This window comes from Barnesiella intestinihominis YIT 11860, assembly GCF_000296465.1.
In the GTDB taxonomy this organism is placed as follows: Bacteria; Bacteroidota; Bacteroidia; order Bacteroidales; family Barnesiellaceae; genus Barnesiella; species Barnesiella intestinihominis.
The window spans coordinates 248,858-264,135 of sequence record NZ_JH815204.1; the positions used below are offsets into that span (position 1 = coordinate 248,858).

At 44.7% G+C, this 15,278-nt stretch carries 19 protein-coding genes; 14 read left to right on the forward strand and 5 right to left on the reverse strand.

Annotated elements, in window-relative coordinates:
• Positions 1-10 precede the first annotated feature (10 nt).
• The 4 genes from HMPREF9448_RS05755 to rd all read right to left on the reverse strand — a co-directional run bounded on the left by HMPREF9448_RS05755 (position 11) and on the right by rd (position 2,869).
• On the reverse strand, positions 11-451 hold the full coding sequence (locus HMPREF9448_RS05755) for a PepSY-like domain-containing protein (RefSeq protein WP_008861658.1): 441 nt from the start codon (positions 449-451) through the stop codon (positions 11-13).
• A 117-nt stretch (positions 452-568) separates the two neighbouring features.
• Positions 569-1,840, reverse strand: coding sequence for a sensor histidine kinase (locus HMPREF9448_RS05760; protein ID WP_008861659.1), 1,272 nt, complete (start codon positions 1,838-1,840; stop codon positions 569-571).
• 12 nt (positions 1,841-1,852) lie between these two features.
• Complete coding sequence (locus HMPREF9448_RS05765; protein ID WP_008861660.1) at positions 1,853-2,536, reverse strand: response regulator transcription factor; 684 nt, start codon at positions 2,534-2,536, stop codon at positions 1,853-1,855.
• Positions 2,537-2,704: 168 nt separating this feature from the next.
• Entirely contained in the window at positions 2,705-2,869 is a 165-nt protein-coding gene (gene rd / locus HMPREF9448_RS05770) for a rubredoxin (protein ID WP_008861661.1), read from the reverse strand.
• 78 nt (positions 2,870-2,947) lie between these two features.
• On the opposite strand from rd, the gene HMPREF9448_RS14995 reads away from it, so the two are divergent.
• Positions 2,948-3,127 (forward strand): glycogen debranching N-terminal domain-containing protein, encoded by a 180-nt coding sequence (locus HMPREF9448_RS14995; RefSeq protein ID WP_373134476.1) that lies wholly within the window; start codon positions 2,948-2,950, stop codon positions 3,125-3,127.
• 128 nt (positions 3,128-3,255) lie between these two features.
• Here the strand turns inward: HMPREF9448_RS14995 and HMPREF9448_RS05775 are convergent, their stop codons facing one another.
• Positions 3,256-3,627, reverse strand: a complete 372-nt coding sequence (locus HMPREF9448_RS05775; RefSeq protein WP_008861662.1) for a helix-turn-helix domain-containing protein — start codon at positions 3,625-3,627, stop codon at positions 3,256-3,258.
• A gap of 126 nt (positions 3,628-3,753) precedes the next feature.
• Between HMPREF9448_RS05775 and HMPREF9448_RS05780 the strand changes: the two genes are divergently transcribed.
• From HMPREF9448_RS05780 to HMPREF9448_RS05835, 13 genes are all read left to right on the forward strand, one after another.
• On the forward strand, positions 3,754-3,984 hold the full coding sequence (locus tag HMPREF9448_RS05780) for a helix-turn-helix domain-containing protein (RefSeq protein ID WP_008861663.1): 231 nt from the start codon (positions 3,754-3,756) through the stop codon (positions 3,982-3,984).
• Position 3,985: 1 nt separating this feature from the next.
• Positions 3,986-4,546, forward strand: coding sequence for a helix-turn-helix domain-containing protein (locus tag HMPREF9448_RS05785; RefSeq protein WP_008861664.1), 561 nt, complete (start codon positions 3,986-3,988; stop codon positions 4,544-4,546).
• Positions 4,543-7,551: a DUF3854 domain-containing protein gene (locus tag HMPREF9448_RS05790; RefSeq protein ID WP_008861665.1), complete on the forward strand. Its 3,009-nt coding sequence runs from the start codon at positions 4,543-4,545 to the stop codon at positions 7,549-7,551. The genes HMPREF9448_RS05785 and HMPREF9448_RS05790 overlap by 4 nt, the downstream gene beginning before the upstream one ends.
• 9 nt (positions 7,552-7,560) lie before the next feature.
• The gene (locus HMPREF9448_RS05795; protein WP_008861666.1) at positions 7,561-7,914 is read left to right on the forward strand and encodes a hypothetical protein; all 354 of its coding nucleotides are present in this window, start codon (positions 7,561-7,563) and stop codon (positions 7,912-7,914) included.
• 573 nt (positions 7,915-8,487) lie between these two features.
• Complete coding sequence (locus tag HMPREF9448_RS05800; RefSeq protein WP_008861667.1) at positions 8,488-9,000, forward strand: hypothetical protein; 513 nt, start codon at positions 8,488-8,490, stop codon at positions 8,998-9,000.
• Between the two features lie 13 nt (positions 9,001-9,013).
• The gene (locus tag HMPREF9448_RS05805) at positions 9,014-9,433 is read left to right on the forward strand and encodes a hypothetical protein (protein WP_008861668.1); all 420 of its coding nucleotides are present in this window, start codon (positions 9,014-9,016) and stop codon (positions 9,431-9,433) included.
• Positions 9,434-9,484: 51 nt separating this feature from the next.
• Positions 9,485-10,498, forward strand: coding sequence for a Clp protease ClpP (locus HMPREF9448_RS05810; protein WP_008861669.1), 1,014 nt, complete (start codon positions 9,485-9,487; stop codon positions 10,496-10,498).
• A gap of 5 nt (positions 10,499-10,503) precedes the next feature.
• On the forward strand, positions 10,504-11,472 hold the full coding sequence (locus tag HMPREF9448_RS05815) for a hypothetical protein (protein WP_008861670.1): 969 nt from the start codon (positions 10,504-10,506) through the stop codon (positions 11,470-11,472).
• A 31-nt stretch (positions 11,473-11,503) separates the two neighbouring features.
• Entirely contained in the window at positions 11,504-12,088 is a 585-nt protein-coding gene (locus HMPREF9448_RS05820; protein WP_008861671.1) for a hypothetical protein, read from the forward strand.
• Between the two features lie 15 nt (positions 12,089-12,103).
• Complete coding sequence (locus HMPREF9448_RS14905) at positions 12,104-12,226, forward strand: hypothetical protein (protein WP_262483655.1); 123 nt, start codon at positions 12,104-12,106, stop codon at positions 12,224-12,226.
• Positions 12,227-12,230: 4 nt separating this feature from the next.
• Positions 12,231-12,965: a hypothetical protein gene (locus tag HMPREF9448_RS05825; RefSeq protein WP_008861672.1), complete on the forward strand. Its 735-nt coding sequence runs from the start codon at positions 12,231-12,233 to the stop codon at positions 12,963-12,965.
• Positions 12,966-12,984: 19 nt separating this feature from the next.
• Positions 12,985-13,596: a hypothetical protein gene (locus HMPREF9448_RS05830; protein ID WP_008861673.1), complete on the forward strand. Its 612-nt coding sequence runs from the start codon at positions 12,985-12,987 to the stop codon at positions 13,594-13,596.
• On the forward strand, positions 13,580-15,208 hold the full coding sequence (locus HMPREF9448_RS05835; RefSeq protein WP_008861674.1) for a hypothetical protein: 1,629 nt from the start codon (positions 13,580-13,582) through the stop codon (positions 15,206-15,208). Before HMPREF9448_RS05830 ends, HMPREF9448_RS05835 begins: the two co-directional genes overlap by 17 nt.
• The last annotated feature ends 70 nt before the right edge of the window (positions 15,209-15,278 follow it).

A 15,278-nucleotide genomic window follows, 5' to 3' on the forward strand; every position in this document is an offset into this window, starting at 1 on the left:
GACTAACGTATTAGTCATCTATGTCGATTAGGTTGAAATTTAAATCGAATGTAAGCTCTAATCGATTCGTAAGTTTCACTTCATAATCTCTTTTGTCCCTATCGATTTGTACAATTTGTGTATCTGGATAGTTTTGAGATACATAGCTTGCAATTTGTGCAGGAATGATAGCTGTTGGCACTGTCGAATATTTACATTCAACTTCTTTCCATTCACCATCTTTCAAAAATTCGACTTTGGAACCATTGGTGAAAACAACTTCATAACGGGTTTCCAGAAAATCCCGTTCGAGTTTTGCCAAAGCGACTTTCTCTTTCGGGAAATGTGTCTTGATGAACAGCTGTGCTTTTTGAGGTAATTGGGTAACAGCAATGGGTTTGTCGTTATCGGCGCAAGCCGTAGAAATACCAAGAGCCATTAGAATTGTTGTAAGAATCATTAGCTTTTTCATAACATTCAAAAATTATTAGTTAGACATTGTTTTAATTTGATGATACAAAGATTAGGAGCAATTTTGAAATGAATTTGAAATTCTGGGATATTATTTGAAAAAAATCGTTTTTTTAGTTTATGGCCAAGTAATGGAGAAATAGTGCTTCGACTCTTTGAACTGATATTCTATATGCAGATTGTAATATCGACAAACCGCTTTTACCAGGGCCAAGCCTAATCCGGTAGAACCTTCTTTTTTGCTTCCCTGATAAAATCTTTCGAATATGTGTTCGGTGTCCAAAGGCGTTGTTCCATCATTGGCAATTGTCAGGGTGCGATTGATAAGAGTGATTTCGATATTGCTGTCTTGTGTTGTATGTACATATGCATTTTTAAGTAAATTGGTAATTAATGTAGAGGCCAAAGACTCATTCATTAAAACAATGAATGTTTCAGGAATGTTTATTGTATAGGAAATATTTCGTGATGAGTATATTTCGTTGTATAGAGAGATTTGTTCTTTAATTATAAAAGCTAAATCTACATTTGTGCTCTCGGGGAATTGTCCGTTTTCAATTTTTGTAAGTAGTAGTAACGTTTTATTGAGTCGAACTATATGCCCCAATGTTCTTTGCATCTTAAATAGCTCTTCTATTTGTGTTTCATTGAGTTCTGTGTTATCGAGCAGCCATTCGAGACGATTCCCTAAAATGGCTAAGGGAGTTTGTAGTTCATGAGAGGCATTCCCTATAAATTGTTTTTGTTGCTCGAAAAGTTCTTCCGAACGATTTGCCGCTTCTTGTGCCGCGACATTGAGCTTGTGAAATTCAGAAATATTCGTATCGTTGGGTACTGGTGCATTGCGTCTGCCCGGTATGTAATTGTCGAGCCAGTGTAACAGTGCATACAGCGGGCGCATGTTGCGGTGGAAAATCCATATTGTCGATCCTATTATCGTTATGAGAAGTACGAAGTAGAGGAGTATGATCCAAAATAAAATAGTCCTGACCAAATCGTCTTTTTCGAAAGTCGGTATGGCGACTTTCAGTTCATAGTAATTATCATCATTATCTAAGAAAATGGTGGAGAGGATGCGTGCTGGTTCTGTCTCTTCTTTTTCTGGAATGTAGACTTCGGCATCGTAATATTCGATATGGGGTTTTGATGAAGCATAGGCTTCGTCAATGGGTGTTATGGAATAACTATTATTAGATCCACTATTTAAGGAGGGCAATTCTCTGCCGGCAAGCATGCGTATAATTATCAATTCGGAATAATCTTCCAGTGTATCATCGGCCTCGTCGTTGATTTCTTCTACCATCATAAAATAGAAGAGAGTCGCCCAAAGCGCCATGAGCGGAATCAGAATTAAAGATAAACGTAAAGCTATACGGTATATGAGTTTCATGAGACGGTGATTTTATTCGATTGGCGGAACGAGTTTGTATCCAAATCCATATATGGCTTTTATTTCTATGTTGGCTCCTGCATCAATAAGTTTGCGACGTAAATTTTTCATTTGAGCATATACAAAATGAAAATTATCTGCTTGGTCGGCATGGTCTCCCCATACGGCTTCGGCAAGGACCGATTTATCTACTAAGTGATTGGGGCGTTGCATGAAATAGAATAGAATGTCGAATTCTTTTTTTAATAAGGATAACTCTTTATTATTGACCAACACCCGGGAGCTCTCGGGTTCAAGGGATACATTCCCTAAGATCAATACCATTTCTCCACCGCTTTTTCCTCGCCGTAACACACTTTTTATACGGGCTAAGAGTTCGGCTGTATGAAATGGTTTAGGGAGGTAGTCATCGGCTCCCATATCCAATCCGAGAATTTTGTCATCAAGGGAATCACGAGCGGATATGATAATGATGTTTTCTCTTTTTCGTAACTCTTTCAGGTGTTTTAGTAGTTGTAGACCATTCCCGTCGGGCAACATGATATCGAGTAAAATACAGTCGTAACTGTAAGCTGCGATTTTAGCATCTGCTTCGGAATAAGTGCTGGCAGTTTCGACTACATAGCGCTCCTGTACTAGCGCTCGTTGCATAATTTCCCGCAAGGAGGGTTCGTCTTCTATGATAAGTATTTTCATGTATCAAATTTATATATTCAATTTTGTAGAGAATTTAAAATGATAAAAAATTGTATTGGGGAAGAGGGAAGTGAAGTAAATAGACTTGATTATTTTATTTCCTTTTTGGAATAAATAAAAAGGAATCTACATTTTATGTAGATTCCCCATATGAGAGCAAGAAGTAAATTATTCTGTTACTTCTTCGAATGCGTCTTTCCCAAGTCCGCAAACTGGACATACCCAATCATCTGGAATATCTTCAAATGGAGTACCCGGAGCTATACCTCCATCAGGATCACCTACTGCTGGGTCATAAACCCATTCACAAGCTGTGCAAATGTACTTTTTCATACAAAATTTTTTTAATAAAACATATTTGGGGTATAAATCAGAAATATACTAATTCTACCGAAAGTAAAAATAGGTATAATTCGTTTAGAAACCAAATTATCCAGAGTTTCTTTTTATAACCATTTCAATTTCCTAACAAAAGAAGAATACTTTTGTTTTGTATCGAGGGGAGGATATTGTTCAAACCAATCCGTGCAAGGTCTATTTTTTATAGATTCGCGATACCTGTCAAATCTCGAAATAGCTATCTTTTGTTGAAAAAGAAAAACCTCAAAAGATTAATACATAATCTTTTGAGGTTTCATTCCTTGTTGTAGCGAATCTTTTTTTTATTCATTTTTTTTTACTTAAATAGCCACTGTGGGGCTGTTGATAGAAGCCTTTTGTCATATTTTTGACTCGTTCTCGGCTCGATCAATATTTCTTTCGGCCATAAGAATTTTTATAGTTCTTTCTTTTTCTGCCAAAAGCTCTTTTAACATTTTTACCTCTCCCTGTGTGATATTTACGTTAGCATTTCCAAAGAGTGTAGTTGCGCTTATGTCGCTTACATGATTGCCGTGAGTATCATCGAAGAAGTAGGATGCGGAGATTCCTATCGCCTTACATATTTTATCCAAAAGCTCACAGTCGATTGAATTTTTACGGACGATTGCCGATAGATAGGTTGGAGTGATTCCAACTTCTTTTGCGATATCTTTCCGAACGATTCTGCGTTCAGTCATGATTCGATTCAATTCAGGTCCTATATTTTTCATAATAAAACAAATTGTTAATTATGTATAAATAATTAGTTTTATAATCAAACAAATAGTGTATTAAATCAATCTATTTGTATATTTGGGTTTATAAATATAATAACTATTTTCTAAATACAAAAATTTATGGAAAAACGAACAAAAGATTCTATCGCCTTATCCGAATTTCTTTCCACATTCTCTTCTAATGAATGTACGGTTGCTATCGATAAAATAGTTGAAGGTTGTTTAGTCCCTCGTCGTACAGTGTATAATTGGAAATACGGTGTATGTCGGATTCCTGAATTATACAAGCTCAAAATTGAAGAAATTTTCGGTCAACAGATATTCTCGAGGCCTCTAATTTGTGAAAAATGACATGGACGAACTATTCACTGTCTCCATCGAATTTTTCATCTTTAACGATGAACTATGGTATAGAAGTGAGGGCAAATCACCGTGCCGGTTAAAGGAACAAGACTACGAATTTGTGACCTTAATTGCGAATCTGATTGAAAAGTTCTATCCAAAAGCATATATCGCTTTGGCCTCTGAATATGCCAAGAGCAAGGCTAATCTTCCACTTTTCCGATATCGGATTGTCTCTAGATTTTGTCGTTGCAACTTTGGCAACATAGACAACATCATAGACATCGATGCCTCTACCTTCCATTTTGAACATGTTCTTTGTCCTCTCCGGGGAGAATGCAAATTTGAAAATATTGTATGTCACCCTGAATTTGAGAGCCACATCTCGAAAGCCGAGAAGAGAATCCTGGAAAGATGGTATCGTGGAGAGTCGAAAGAAGAAATAGCCGATGCTCTGTTTTTGTCTATACACACGATAAACAATCATATTCGAAACGCCTTCCAGCGGCTGGATATTCACAATAAAGCCGAATTCGTAAGGTTCGCAGACTTAAATAATCTATTCAAATGAAAAAATACAACAAATTCGATATTGATAGGGTGAAATCGGCGGCAGATATTCGCGACTTTATACCAGGACTTTCTGGGCGCGGAGCAACCCAATATTGCGAGTGCCCCGAGTGCCATAAGTCGGGACGGAACAAGGGGCTTTGTGTCACGCATAAAACCAATATGGATATTGCGAAATGCTTCTCGTGCGGGTTCACTATAAATGGAGCTATCGATGCCGTTCAATATTATGATAAGGTTGAGTTCATAGACGCCCTGCAAATTGTTGCCTCGAGATACAATATCCTTCTCGAAACAGAGATGGAGAAACGGCAGCGGGCTATCGACCGAAGCCGAGAGAAAGTAAAGCAGTCGTTTTGTCTCTCTCAACTGGAAGCCAGTGGTCTTACGGTGAAAGATGTCACCGCAAAAGTTCGCCTCGACGATAAGAGTGGGGAAATCTATCTGCCGGCATTCCAGCGAGGCGGTATGGATAAGTATTTCAACATCAACAAGAACGATGATGAAATGCTCATTTACTATTATGACCTTTGGGGGAATCCTGTTCAATATGCCACGCGAGGGGCCGCCGGCAGTCTCAAACCATACGTCAGGATCCGGTGGTCGAATCCATCGTTACATCTCGATAAAGATGGCCGGGAGATAAAGTACCAAACACCCAAGGGGGCCCCGACCAAGTTTTACATTCCTCAGTACATTAGAGAGCGATTCCTCTCCGAGACGCATATAGAGACGCTCATCGTCCAGGAAGGGGAGAAAAAAGCCGAAAAGGCATGCAAACATGGTATCGCTTCTATCGGCATTCAAGGAATTTACAATATCGGGAATGCCGAGACAGGGCTAATTCAGGATCTTCAGTACCTGGTCCAAAAATGCACGATAAAGAATGTCGTTCTGTTGATGGATAGCGACTGGGATCACCTCCACCGCGAGATTCAGATAGGTGACCATGTCGACCAGCGGCCGAATCAGTTCGCCAAGGCCGTCATCAAATTCAAGCAGTACGTTCAGACAATGCACAATATCGGGGTGTCGGTTGACATCTTCTTCGGTCATATCAATGACACACCCTCACACGACAAAGGCATCGACGATTTACTTTGCAATACCCTCAAAGGGAGAGAGGAGGTCCTTCGGAAGGAGATAGACACCGTTATGCACACCCATGACGGTAAAGGCCAATTTCTTGACATACATAAAATCACATCGAAAACCGATTTCCAAATCAAGGACTTTTGGCTGTTGAACGATAGAGATGGATTTTTTGAGCGTCATAAGGAGGAGCTCTTGCAAATCCCTAATTTCCGTTTTGCCAAGATAAATTACCGAATTGAGGACGGTAAACTTGTCCAGGCATCGCGCTATTCGAGTGAGAGAGACTTCTGGGTCATCGGGGCAAATGATAAGGGAAAGAAAACGGTCGATTTCGATTACATCGAAGCCTTACAGTTCATTTCAGCTAATGGCTTCTACCGCATTCATACTTCCGACTTGGAGGTCGATCAATATAAGTTTGTTCGCATCGACGACGGAGTCGTCCATCTGTCAGGGCCAACCGAAATTCGCGATTTCGTGTACTATTACGCGTTACAAACTTGTAAGGATCGCGACGTAATTACGATGTTGGCCTCACGGCTCGGTTCTCTTCTGGGGCCTGATAAGCTCGAGCGAATAACGAAGATAGACGATAACTTCGATAATTTCGAGCCTCATATCCAAAGAATGTATTACCGCAACGGCCAAATTCAGATTACCTCGCGAGGAATTGAATTTGGCGATCTCCTGGGGCAGGTTTGGAGCGACAAAGTAATCCGGCGAAAGTTCAAGCGGGTTCCCGTTATTGATAAAATCGAATATGACCCGGCTGCCGGCTTTTCCGTTTTCCCGACAGAAGAGGGGAAAGCCTGTGAGTTTTTCCGATTCATCTGTAATACTTCCAATTTTTGGAACATACCAGGACACACACCTACCGACCAGGAGGAGCGGGAATTTCAGCAGCATGTCGTCAACAAGATTACATCTATCGGCTTTCTCATGTGCGACTACAAATATCAGACCGAGTTGAAGGCGGTTATCGCGATGGACGGCCAGATGGGAGAGGTTGCCCAGTCAAACGGACGAACCGGTAAGTCGCTGGTTGGAGCGGCTCTCGCAAAAATACTCGATCAGACAGCTATCGACGGGCGAAATACCAAAAACGACGACGATTACATCTATTCGAATGTGACACCGAGAACCCGAAACATCTTCATCGATGATGTCAAGGTGAATTTTGATTTCGAGCGATTCTTCTTTGCCGTTACCGGCGACCTCGCGGTCAATCCAAAGACCAAGGCTCGGTTCATCATACCCAACGAAAAATCGCCCAAATTCTACATCACTACGAACCACGCCATAAATGCGAACAATCGCTCGGCTCTCGAGCGCATTACCTATATGGCCTTTTCCGACTGGTACAACGACAACCACCGGCCCATCGATGATTTCGGACACCAATTCTTTGCCGATTGGGACGAGGACCAGTGGAATCTTTTCGATAATTTCATGGCCGAGTGTTGTATGTTCTATTTCAAATCCATGGCCGAGAGTTGGTATCGAACAGGGCAAGGGGCAGTTCCGCCGCCGATGCGCGACATCAAGATGAGAACCCTCAAACAGCAAATGGGTGAGGCCTTCGTTCAGTGGGCAGAGACCTATTTCGACGAGTCGGCGAATAATCTCAATGAAAGGATTCCTCGTAAAACCATGTACGACGCTTATCATAGCTCTTTCCCCGACAGCAAATTCGGGGTTACTCCCTCCAATTTCCGCACGAAGGTTGTGCTCTATTGTGATTTCAAAGGATATCACTTCAACGTTTCGCGGCCGAACAAATCCGGCATCTCGTTCCGCGATTGGATCGAAGATCACCCTGGAGAAGCGTTTGTCGGAGAGGCCGATAAGTCGGGCGGGGTAGAGTATTTCGGCGTGTTTAGCCTTGATTTTGCAAAGAAACAACCATTTTAATTTTAGGATATGAGTGTGAATTTTAATCCCTATGAAAACTACCGGATTCGGGTTTTTGAAAACTCCGGCGAACTTCGGAATTACAAGAAAGACGTTGTCGTTGACAATCGTCGAGAACGTGTCGTACTTCTTATCGGGCAGGTTGCGCCCGATAAGTTTGCGATAGGATACGATATCTTCTTCGCCGATGGGCGGCGAGCCGGACGGCTCCCGTCGTTGGAGTTCGGGTATTTCGTCAGGGAACGAGAGGCGAAGCTCTATTTCTTGGGGTATATCAAGCAAAACCGTTCGAGGTTCTTGCCCTCTACTATCGAGGCGGTCGACGATTTGATCCGCACGATCATTCAGCCCGGGCTGTTCTGATTCGTAAAAGAACGAACGATTATATCCAGAGCGGACAAGGCAGACGAGAGGTATTCAGACGGGTCGGTGTATCGTTGCACCGACCCGTTTTATGCTTTTATGCCGGGCTCTTTTTCCCCCACACCCCCTTCGTTGAGAATGTATGGGAAAGTGCTGCGGTGCAAGGAATACGGTAAAACGCTGAAAAATAGCGCAAAAGCTATGTACGTATATATATTCTTTTTTTTATTTTATTTTGAATCTTAATAATAATGGAAAAACGGTACATTCGTACGGTGGTTATTTTACCTTTTGATATTCAATATTTTATGGTCGTACTTTTTTTATTTTGAAGCAGTGCGAAACTGTGCGTACTGTGCAGGAGTACGGCAAAAAAAACAGTACGAAAAAAGTACGGTCATATCGCTTTGGTATTCAGCTTGTTGAACTTCTTTCGTACTTCTGCACTATTTTTTTGTGATTTTTCATAGAATACACATATAGAAATATTTTAATCCTTTTCGTTCATTTTTCTGGTTGCGTATTTACAGTTTGTTTGATTATTTATATATTTGTGTATTAAATTATTACGTCATGTCTCAATACTATGTTTATATTCATTTGGAGAAATATCTTGCCGAATGGTTGCTTCATCAGTTTGGCCAAAATGGTCAGATACGTTTCCCGAGGGGGAGTGCCGAAAACGATATTTTGGAGTATTCACTGACGACGCAGCCAGCCGATATCCCGGTTCCGTTGAAATCTCCCGATTCTTTGGCGATTGAGATTCCCTATTTTAAAACGAAGGATCCTCGGTATTACAATTTTCTACCACCCCGAGCGAAGAAGGCTCTTGAGCGGACGATTTATATTCGATTCCGGATTGAGCTTTGGAATGAGCTGCACACCTTCGACAGTCTGTCCCACAATCTTTCTGACCTCATTTGGACCTTTATGGAGAAACACGAAATCGCCGACGATCCGAAAAGCTGGGAAACCATTCGACAGATGTATTTTCGAATGAGAAAAACGTACCAAAAAAAACAGCAAAGAAACGCTCCGAGTTCAAAGGAAGAATTTAACAATACGGTACAAAACGCACAATAACAAATATTTAGCAATGAAACAAATTTTGCCGGGCATTCTCCGATTACAGGTGGTCGATTGTAGTCTGCTTCCGCCTAATGTCTCTTTGAAAAGCAAAGCGAATTTGCCTATTTCTGTGTTAGCGGACACAACGGAAATATCTTTTGTTGGCTCCCCGAAATGTGAGTATAATATAAAGAATGACAACAATTCGACAAGTGAGAAAACGATATTGGAATTCCTTACAGACGAGTATTTTCCGTTTGATGAGCAGAATGTTGCCTTTATCATATCATGTGCATCCGGTAAATCTTATTTGATTGGGGCCAGAGAGTCTCCTTTCCCAGTCGTCAATGTAAAAGAGATTATCGGTCCGCCTTCGGGTGACTCGGCCGGTTTTCAGATTGAAATCTCTTGGGTTTCTATAAAATCGCTCATTCCGTTGATTTTATAGTCTTTTATCGCTTGTTGTCCAGATGTTACCTTTGGCTAAAAAGGTAATTCTATGGCAAAAAAATTCGACCTGAAACTCAAAGGATATGTTGGCGGATACGACTTCGACTCCAATTATGTAGAGTATATCCTCGAAAAAAGCGAATCGAAAGAAGTAAATGTGCTCATCGACTCGCTGGGAGGAAGTGTCGCCTCTGCTTTTTCTATCTGTGAGGCATTCCGCCGACATGGAAATGTTAAAGTCCATTATGTCGGTATGAATGCCAGCGCTGCGACGATAGCATCGCTGGGAGCCAAGCACATCAGCATAGCGACATCGGGCATGTATCTCGTTCACAAATGCAGCACGGTGATAGCCAAGTGGGCTAGTCTGAACGCCGATCAGCTTCGCCAGTTGATCGAGGAGTATGACAAACAGAAAAAGGACATGGAGAAGATCGACCTCAATATCGCCGCCATGTATGCCGACAAGTGTAAAAAAGACAAACAAGCACTGCTCGACCTGATGAAGGTCGGAGGGTGGCTCACGGCGCAAGAGGCACTCGACTGGGGATTCGTCGACGAGATCTGTGATCTCCCTGGCGATGTCACTCCCAAAGTAACCGCCCAGGTGATCGAGGATCTGTCGGAAGCTGGCATTCCTTTGCCATTCTCTGTACAAGAGAGAAACGACTCTCGCGTGGACAAGATATTCTCTCTGTTCGCTTCTTTTTTCCGCTCCAATACTCAACATCAACAATCTAGTGTAACAATGAACAAAAAATTCCAATCGATTATCGGGTGTCTCGAGATCGAGGCAATCGAAGAGAGCGACGGGAAATTCCATCTTTCCGCCGATCTCATGCAAAAACTTGATTCCCATCTCCAAGAGATGGATTCGAAAATTAAAGAACTGAAAGAGACTATTTCTCAAAAGGACTCAGAACTCGAAGCCCTTCGCAAAAAGCCCGCAGATGAAACGAAACATGTCGTCGACGACAATTCGGCAGAGAAGGATAAATCTCCATTCGAATCGTATGTCGAAAACGTACGACAAGCAAAAGATTTGTTTAACCAAATTCCTTAACAAGTATGGCACATAATATCTCATTTTCCGACGAAGAATACCAAAAGGCCGCCGAGAAGTGGAGACAGCAGTTGCTTCTCCTCCCTATGCTTTCTTGTAAAGATTCACTCCGGTTCATGACCGGTATTCCCGGGATCAGAAATAAAGAGCATGTCGGAACGGCAAAATCGAATGCTCAGTTCGGTCCTTACAAAGCAGATAAAAATTCATCTTCCACGACCGAGGTGAAATATCGAGAGCTCGAGACATTCTTTGGAAATGTCTGCGAGGATTTTGAGCCCAACTCGGTTGTTACGATGCTGTTGGGACAAAATGCCTCATTCTTGGGAGAAGGGCAGAAAACGGCGCCTTCTGCTAAGCTCGTAATCGCTTCTGTCCTTAAAAGCCTCGGCGAATCGTTGCACAATGTTCTCTTTACGGCTAAAAGAAATGCAGAAGGGGATACCTCTGCCGACCTCTTTAACGGCTTTATTACTATTGCCGATGCCGAGGTAACGGCCGAAAACATTTCCGAGGCCAAAGGCAACCTCCTGAAGATTACGACCGGGTTCAGCGAAGCCGATGCGCTCGATGTTGCCAAGTCCATTGAGCGGAAAGCCCACCCGGTTCTCCGGGCTACCGAGAAATTCCTCTACTGTTCGCCCGAGTTTGCCGATGCCTACAACGATGCCTATATGCTCACGCATGGCGGTATCGTGTACAACAAGAAATTCGAGCAGGCGGTCGTCGAGGGGTCGAACAACAAGACGACGCTGGCGCCGCTCACTTGTCTCGCAGGTTCTTCGAAGTTCTTCTTGGCTCCGAAATCGAATATGCTCTATGGATATGACAGCTTGTCTGACCAAGAAAGAATTCAAGTCGATCGTTTCAAGCCTTTTATGCTGACCCTCTCGGCCGCCATGTTCTTCGGCGTTCAGTTCTACTCGATCGATCCGCGCATGCTGCTCATGGTCGATGTCACGAAACAGGGATAACTAATATTTTTCGTAAATCCAAATCGCTTCAATGATGGAAAATTGCCTGAATATTCAAAAATCGCTCGGGTGGTGTCAGGGAACCCCCGTGCTTCCCGGTGTCCGCCGCCGGTTGTACTATCTTTCGAAGAGCGCGATCTTGAAATGGCCGACTCTTCCTCGCGATGAAAACGGAAGAGCCACATCGGCCGAACTGACCGGCGATTTTGTCCTGGCCGCCGATACCAAGTGGAAATACATCGACCACCTTCCCGACAAAGCGCAACTCACCAGCGAGCCGCAAGGGGAAGTACCCAGCCAGACCCAACTCAACAAGTTGACGGTCGTACACCCGGGCGTCGGGGCCGATGCTTCGGCCGCGGCTGCCTATATCAACAACAACGACAATGTGTTTTTGGTCCAAGATATGGCCGATAATTGGAGGCTCGTCGGCTGCGAACGCTGGCAAACGAAATCCACCGTATCGCAAGATTTGGGACAAGGGCCCACGGGGACGACCTCCACGACCGTCTCGGTAGAGGCTACCGATGAAACTCCGGCTCCTTTCTACAAAGGGAAAATCGAAGCCGAAGAAGGCGATTTCATGGCTGACGGATCGGAAATACCGGAAGAATAGTCGGCTGTCGAGAGTATGGACGATTTATGGAAAGGACTCTTGAACGATGTGCCGGAGAATAAACGTTCCGATACTCTCGACCGTTCCGTCTCGAAAGAACGACGATATGATATGGAAGGAATCAAAAACCGACAATGAAACTATGGACAAGAAACTCACCGAATCTTTACAGAAATGGCTCTCGACTCCCCGCGAGGAGCGGGACTACGAGCAAGGAAATCTCTTGCTTTTCCGCCTATCCGGGAATAAGATCCAGTATCGCAACCTCGCGCCGAATCCGGCCAAACACGCCGAGTTCATTACCCGGAACATACAGAAATATGTAAATTTCCGAGTGCAGGAATTCACCCACGAACAGGTGAAGGAAATGGAAAAGAAGGTCGAGAAGATCTTCGAGAAGAGACTCTCTATCGAGGAAAACAACCCTGCGAGAGATTTCAAAAAAGGCAAACGCGCCGACCACGATTCGCTTCCCGAGGAAATCCGGGCGCTGTATGTCGAGAACCTCGGTATCGCTCAGCGAATGAGGGACGTTCAAACGAAACTCCGGCTTATCTCTACCGAAGAGTCTCCTTGCCCCGACAGCGAGCGATATCCGTTCCTTAAAGAGCTGATCTCGCTCGACAAGCAGCTGCACGAGAATTGGGAGCGGTACGACCGCTATGTCCCGCAACAGGGACAGGAAAGCGGAAACGCGCCGGGCTCTCTCTCCGAAGAAAGCCGGAAGGCTCTGCGCTTGGTCACCTTGAATAAGGGCAAATATGCGAAGAAGCCGACGCCCGAGCTAAAAGCTAGGATTCTGGAATGGTATGGTCTTATCACGGATCCGGCCGAGAAACTTACCGAAGAGTTGAAGCGGTTGGGTATTCTCGAATGAAGAAGTACGGTGAATCGTTATGCCGCTGCCTGCCACCATAGAAATTTGCCAGAAGGACCTCTTTACCGCCGAGGACGAATTGAAGCGGAAATACGACGAAATTACCGTTCGTAGGCTTCTGCGTTTGCGCGAGATGTATGCTTGGGCAGTCGCCAATCCCGATGCGAAAGACCGCCAGTTCGTCGAAGTCCTTGTTTCCCGGCATCGCATTTCTCAGGCCGCAGCCTATTCCGATCTCGCCATCGTTAAGTCGATGATCCCGAGGATTGCGGAAGCCTCCCGGGATTATCATCGGTGGAGAGCCAACGAGATGCTTTTGGAGACCTACCAAACGGCCAAAAAGCGCAAGGATGCCAAGACGATGGAACGGGCGGCTTCCAGCTATGCCAAATACAACCGCGTGGATATCGAGGACGAGCGGGCCATGCCTTACGACCGGATCGTCGTGCAGCCCTTTACGGCCACCGACGACCCTACGGTGCTGGGTATTAAACCTATTCCCAATATCAACGAGAAAATCAAAGAGATGCTCGACAAGTACCGTAAAGAGACTATCGACATCGAAGATATCGAATTCGAGGAAGCCGATCTCGAAGAAGACGAACTGTTCGGAGATGGAAGCGCAAAATAAGGTCTATTTCAACGCGCCGCAGCGACTCACGCAGCTTATCGGGGCCAATACTACGGTAATCGTCGCCGGCAGGCGTACCGGCAAAACCGACAGTATCGCCTCGCCGTTCGTCCTCAGGAACATGCAGCGCATGCCGGGCTCTACCGGAGGCATCGTCGTCCCCACTTTCAAACACGGGCTCACGAACACTTTGCCCGGGTTATTCGCCGCATGGAAGCGGTGGGGATTCGCCGAAGGCATCCATTATGTCGTGGGGCGTCGTCCCCCGAAATGGTTCGCGAAGCCGATTACCGAGCCGGCTGACTATGAACATGTAATTTCGTTTTATAATGGCTCGGTGGCGATTATCATTTCGCAAGACCGTCCCGGTTCTTCCAACTCTTTAACGCTCTCGTGGGTGCTCGTCGACGAAGCCAAGTTCATCGACTACAAAAAGCTCAAAGAAGAAACGCTCCCCGCCAACGGCGGCATAAAATCCTATTTTGGCGCCCGCTCGTTCAACCATTCGCTCATGATTTTGAGCGATATGCCCCAAACGCAAAAGGGCTCTTGGTTCCTTCATTACAAGGAGAAGATGGACGTCGAACTCATCGACACCATCAAAGCCACGGTCTTCGAAATTTGGAGAACAAAAACTCGGATACGGGAGTGTAAAAAAGAAGGGAAACCAATCCCCAAATACTTGCAAAGCTATCTCCGTCGTCTCGATACGAACCTCAATAAAATGAGGTCGGTCGCCGTGTATTACAAAGAGTACTCCTCTATCGAGAACCTTCAACTTTTGGGTGAGAACTATATCAAGCAGATGAAGCGCGACCTGACGCCGAAAACATTCCGGACCTCTATCCTCTGCCAGCGGATAGGTATCGCCAAAGACGGGTTCTACTCCTCCATGCGCGAAGCCCATAAATACAACGCCAGCGATTTCGATTATCTCGATTCGCTCGGCTACGACTTCGACCCCGCTTTGCTCGACAGTCGGGTCGATAAGGACGTCGATCCGTTCGAACCTATTTGTATCGGCATGGACTACAACGCCAATATCAACTGGATAGTCGCCGGGCAACCCTCCGGGCGTCGGCTCAACATCATAAAATCGTTCTTCGTCAAATTCGAGCGGAAAATCCCTGCTCTTATCGACGACTTCTGCACATACTATGCGAATCACGAAAATAAGACCGTCGTCTATTACTACGATTCCACGGCTCTCGGAGCCAACTATGCCGTCAACGACCAAGACTTTCACTGGGTGGTTTGCCACGAATTCGAGAGGCACGGTTGGACGGTCGTCGATGTCTATCTCGGGAACCCTATGCGGCACGACGAGAAATACCTCTTGATCAATCAAGGTTTCTCAGGCAAACAGCGGTTCATGCCCTTTTTCAACCGCCAGAATAACGACGACCTCATTCTTGCGATACAATCTGCCGGTGTCTCCCGGGGGCGGAACGGTTTTCGGAAAGACAAAGGCGGAGAAAAGCTCGAAGAGTCGGAAGAATCCCTGCTCGAACATCGTACCGACGGAACCGATGCTTTCGACACGCTATACATCGGGTGCGAAAAATTCCCGCAGAATGCCCTATATCGCTACTCCTCCAACGGAGTCGCATGACTTGACTTCATAGATTATTATTTAAGTTAGGAAAAGTCTCGGCTTGTGAAAGTCGGGGCTTTTTGTTCTA

Excerpts from the sequence above, each read along its gene's own strand:
- HMPREF9448_RS05820 (WP_008861671.1), top strand. The coding sequence starts at position 11,504 with ATGATGGAAAATTGCCTGAATATTCAAAAATCGCTCGGGTGGTGTCAG.
- HMPREF9448_RS05795 (WP_008861666.1), top strand. The coding sequence starts at position 7,561 with ATGAGTGTGAATTTTAATCCCTATGAAAACTACCGGATTCGGGTTTTT.
- HMPREF9448_RS05755 (WP_008861658.1), bottom strand. The coding sequence starts at position 451 with ATGAAAAAGCTAATGATTCTTACAACAATTCTAATGGCTCTTGGTATT.
- HMPREF9448_RS05760 (WP_008861659.1), bottom strand. The coding sequence starts at position 1,840 with ATGAAACTCATATACCGTATAGCTTTACGTTTATCTTTAATTCTGATT.
- HMPREF9448_RS05805 (WP_008861668.1), top strand. The coding sequence starts at position 9,014 with ATGAAACAAATTTTGCCGGGCATTCTCCGATTACAGGTGGTCGATTGT.
- HMPREF9448_RS05810 (WP_008861669.1), top strand. The coding sequence starts at position 9,485 with ATGGCAAAAAAATTCGACCTGAAACTCAAAGGATATGTTGGCGGATAC.
- HMPREF9448_RS14905 (WP_262483655.1), top strand. The coding sequence starts at position 12,104 with ATGGACGATTTATGGAAAGGACTCTTGAACGATGTGCCGGAGAATAAA.
- rd (WP_008861661.1), bottom strand. The coding sequence starts at position 2,869 with ATGAAAAAGTACATTTGCACAGCTTGTGAATGGGTTTATGACCCAGCA.
- HMPREF9448_RS05815 (WP_008861670.1), top strand. The coding sequence starts at position 10,504 with ATGGCACATAATATCTCATTTTCCGACGAAGAATACCAAAAGGCCGCC.
- HMPREF9448_RS05830 (WP_008861673.1), top strand. The coding sequence starts at position 12,985 with ATGCCGCTGCCTGCCACCATAGAAATTTGCCAGAAGGACCTCTTTACC.
- HMPREF9448_RS05775 (WP_008861662.1), bottom strand. The coding sequence starts at position 3,627 with ATGAAAAATATAGGACCTGAATTGAATCGAATCATGACTGAACGCAGA.
- HMPREF9448_RS05835 (WP_008861674.1), top strand. The coding sequence starts at position 13,580 with ATGGAAGCGCAAAATAAGGTCTATTTCAACGCGCCGCAGCGACTCACG.
- HMPREF9448_RS05800 (WP_008861667.1), top strand. The coding sequence starts at position 8,488 with ATGTCTCAATACTATGTTTATATTCATTTGGAGAAATATCTTGCCGAA.
- HMPREF9448_RS05785 (WP_008861664.1), top strand. The coding sequence starts at position 3,986 with ATGGACGAACTATTCACTGTCTCCATCGAATTTTTCATCTTTAACGAT.
- HMPREF9448_RS05790 (WP_008861665.1), top strand. The coding sequence starts at position 4,543 with ATGAAAAAATACAACAAATTCGATATTGATAGGGTGAAATCGGCGGCA.
- HMPREF9448_RS05765 (WP_008861660.1), bottom strand. The coding sequence starts at position 2,536 with ATGAAAATACTTATCATAGAAGACGAACCCTCCTTGCGGGAAATTATG.
- HMPREF9448_RS05780 (WP_008861663.1), top strand. The coding sequence starts at position 3,754 with ATGGAAAAACGAACAAAAGATTCTATCGCCTTATCCGAATTTCTTTCC.
- HMPREF9448_RS05825 (WP_008861672.1), top strand. The coding sequence starts at position 12,231 with ATGGACAAGAAACTCACCGAATCTTTACAGAAATGGCTCTCGACTCCC.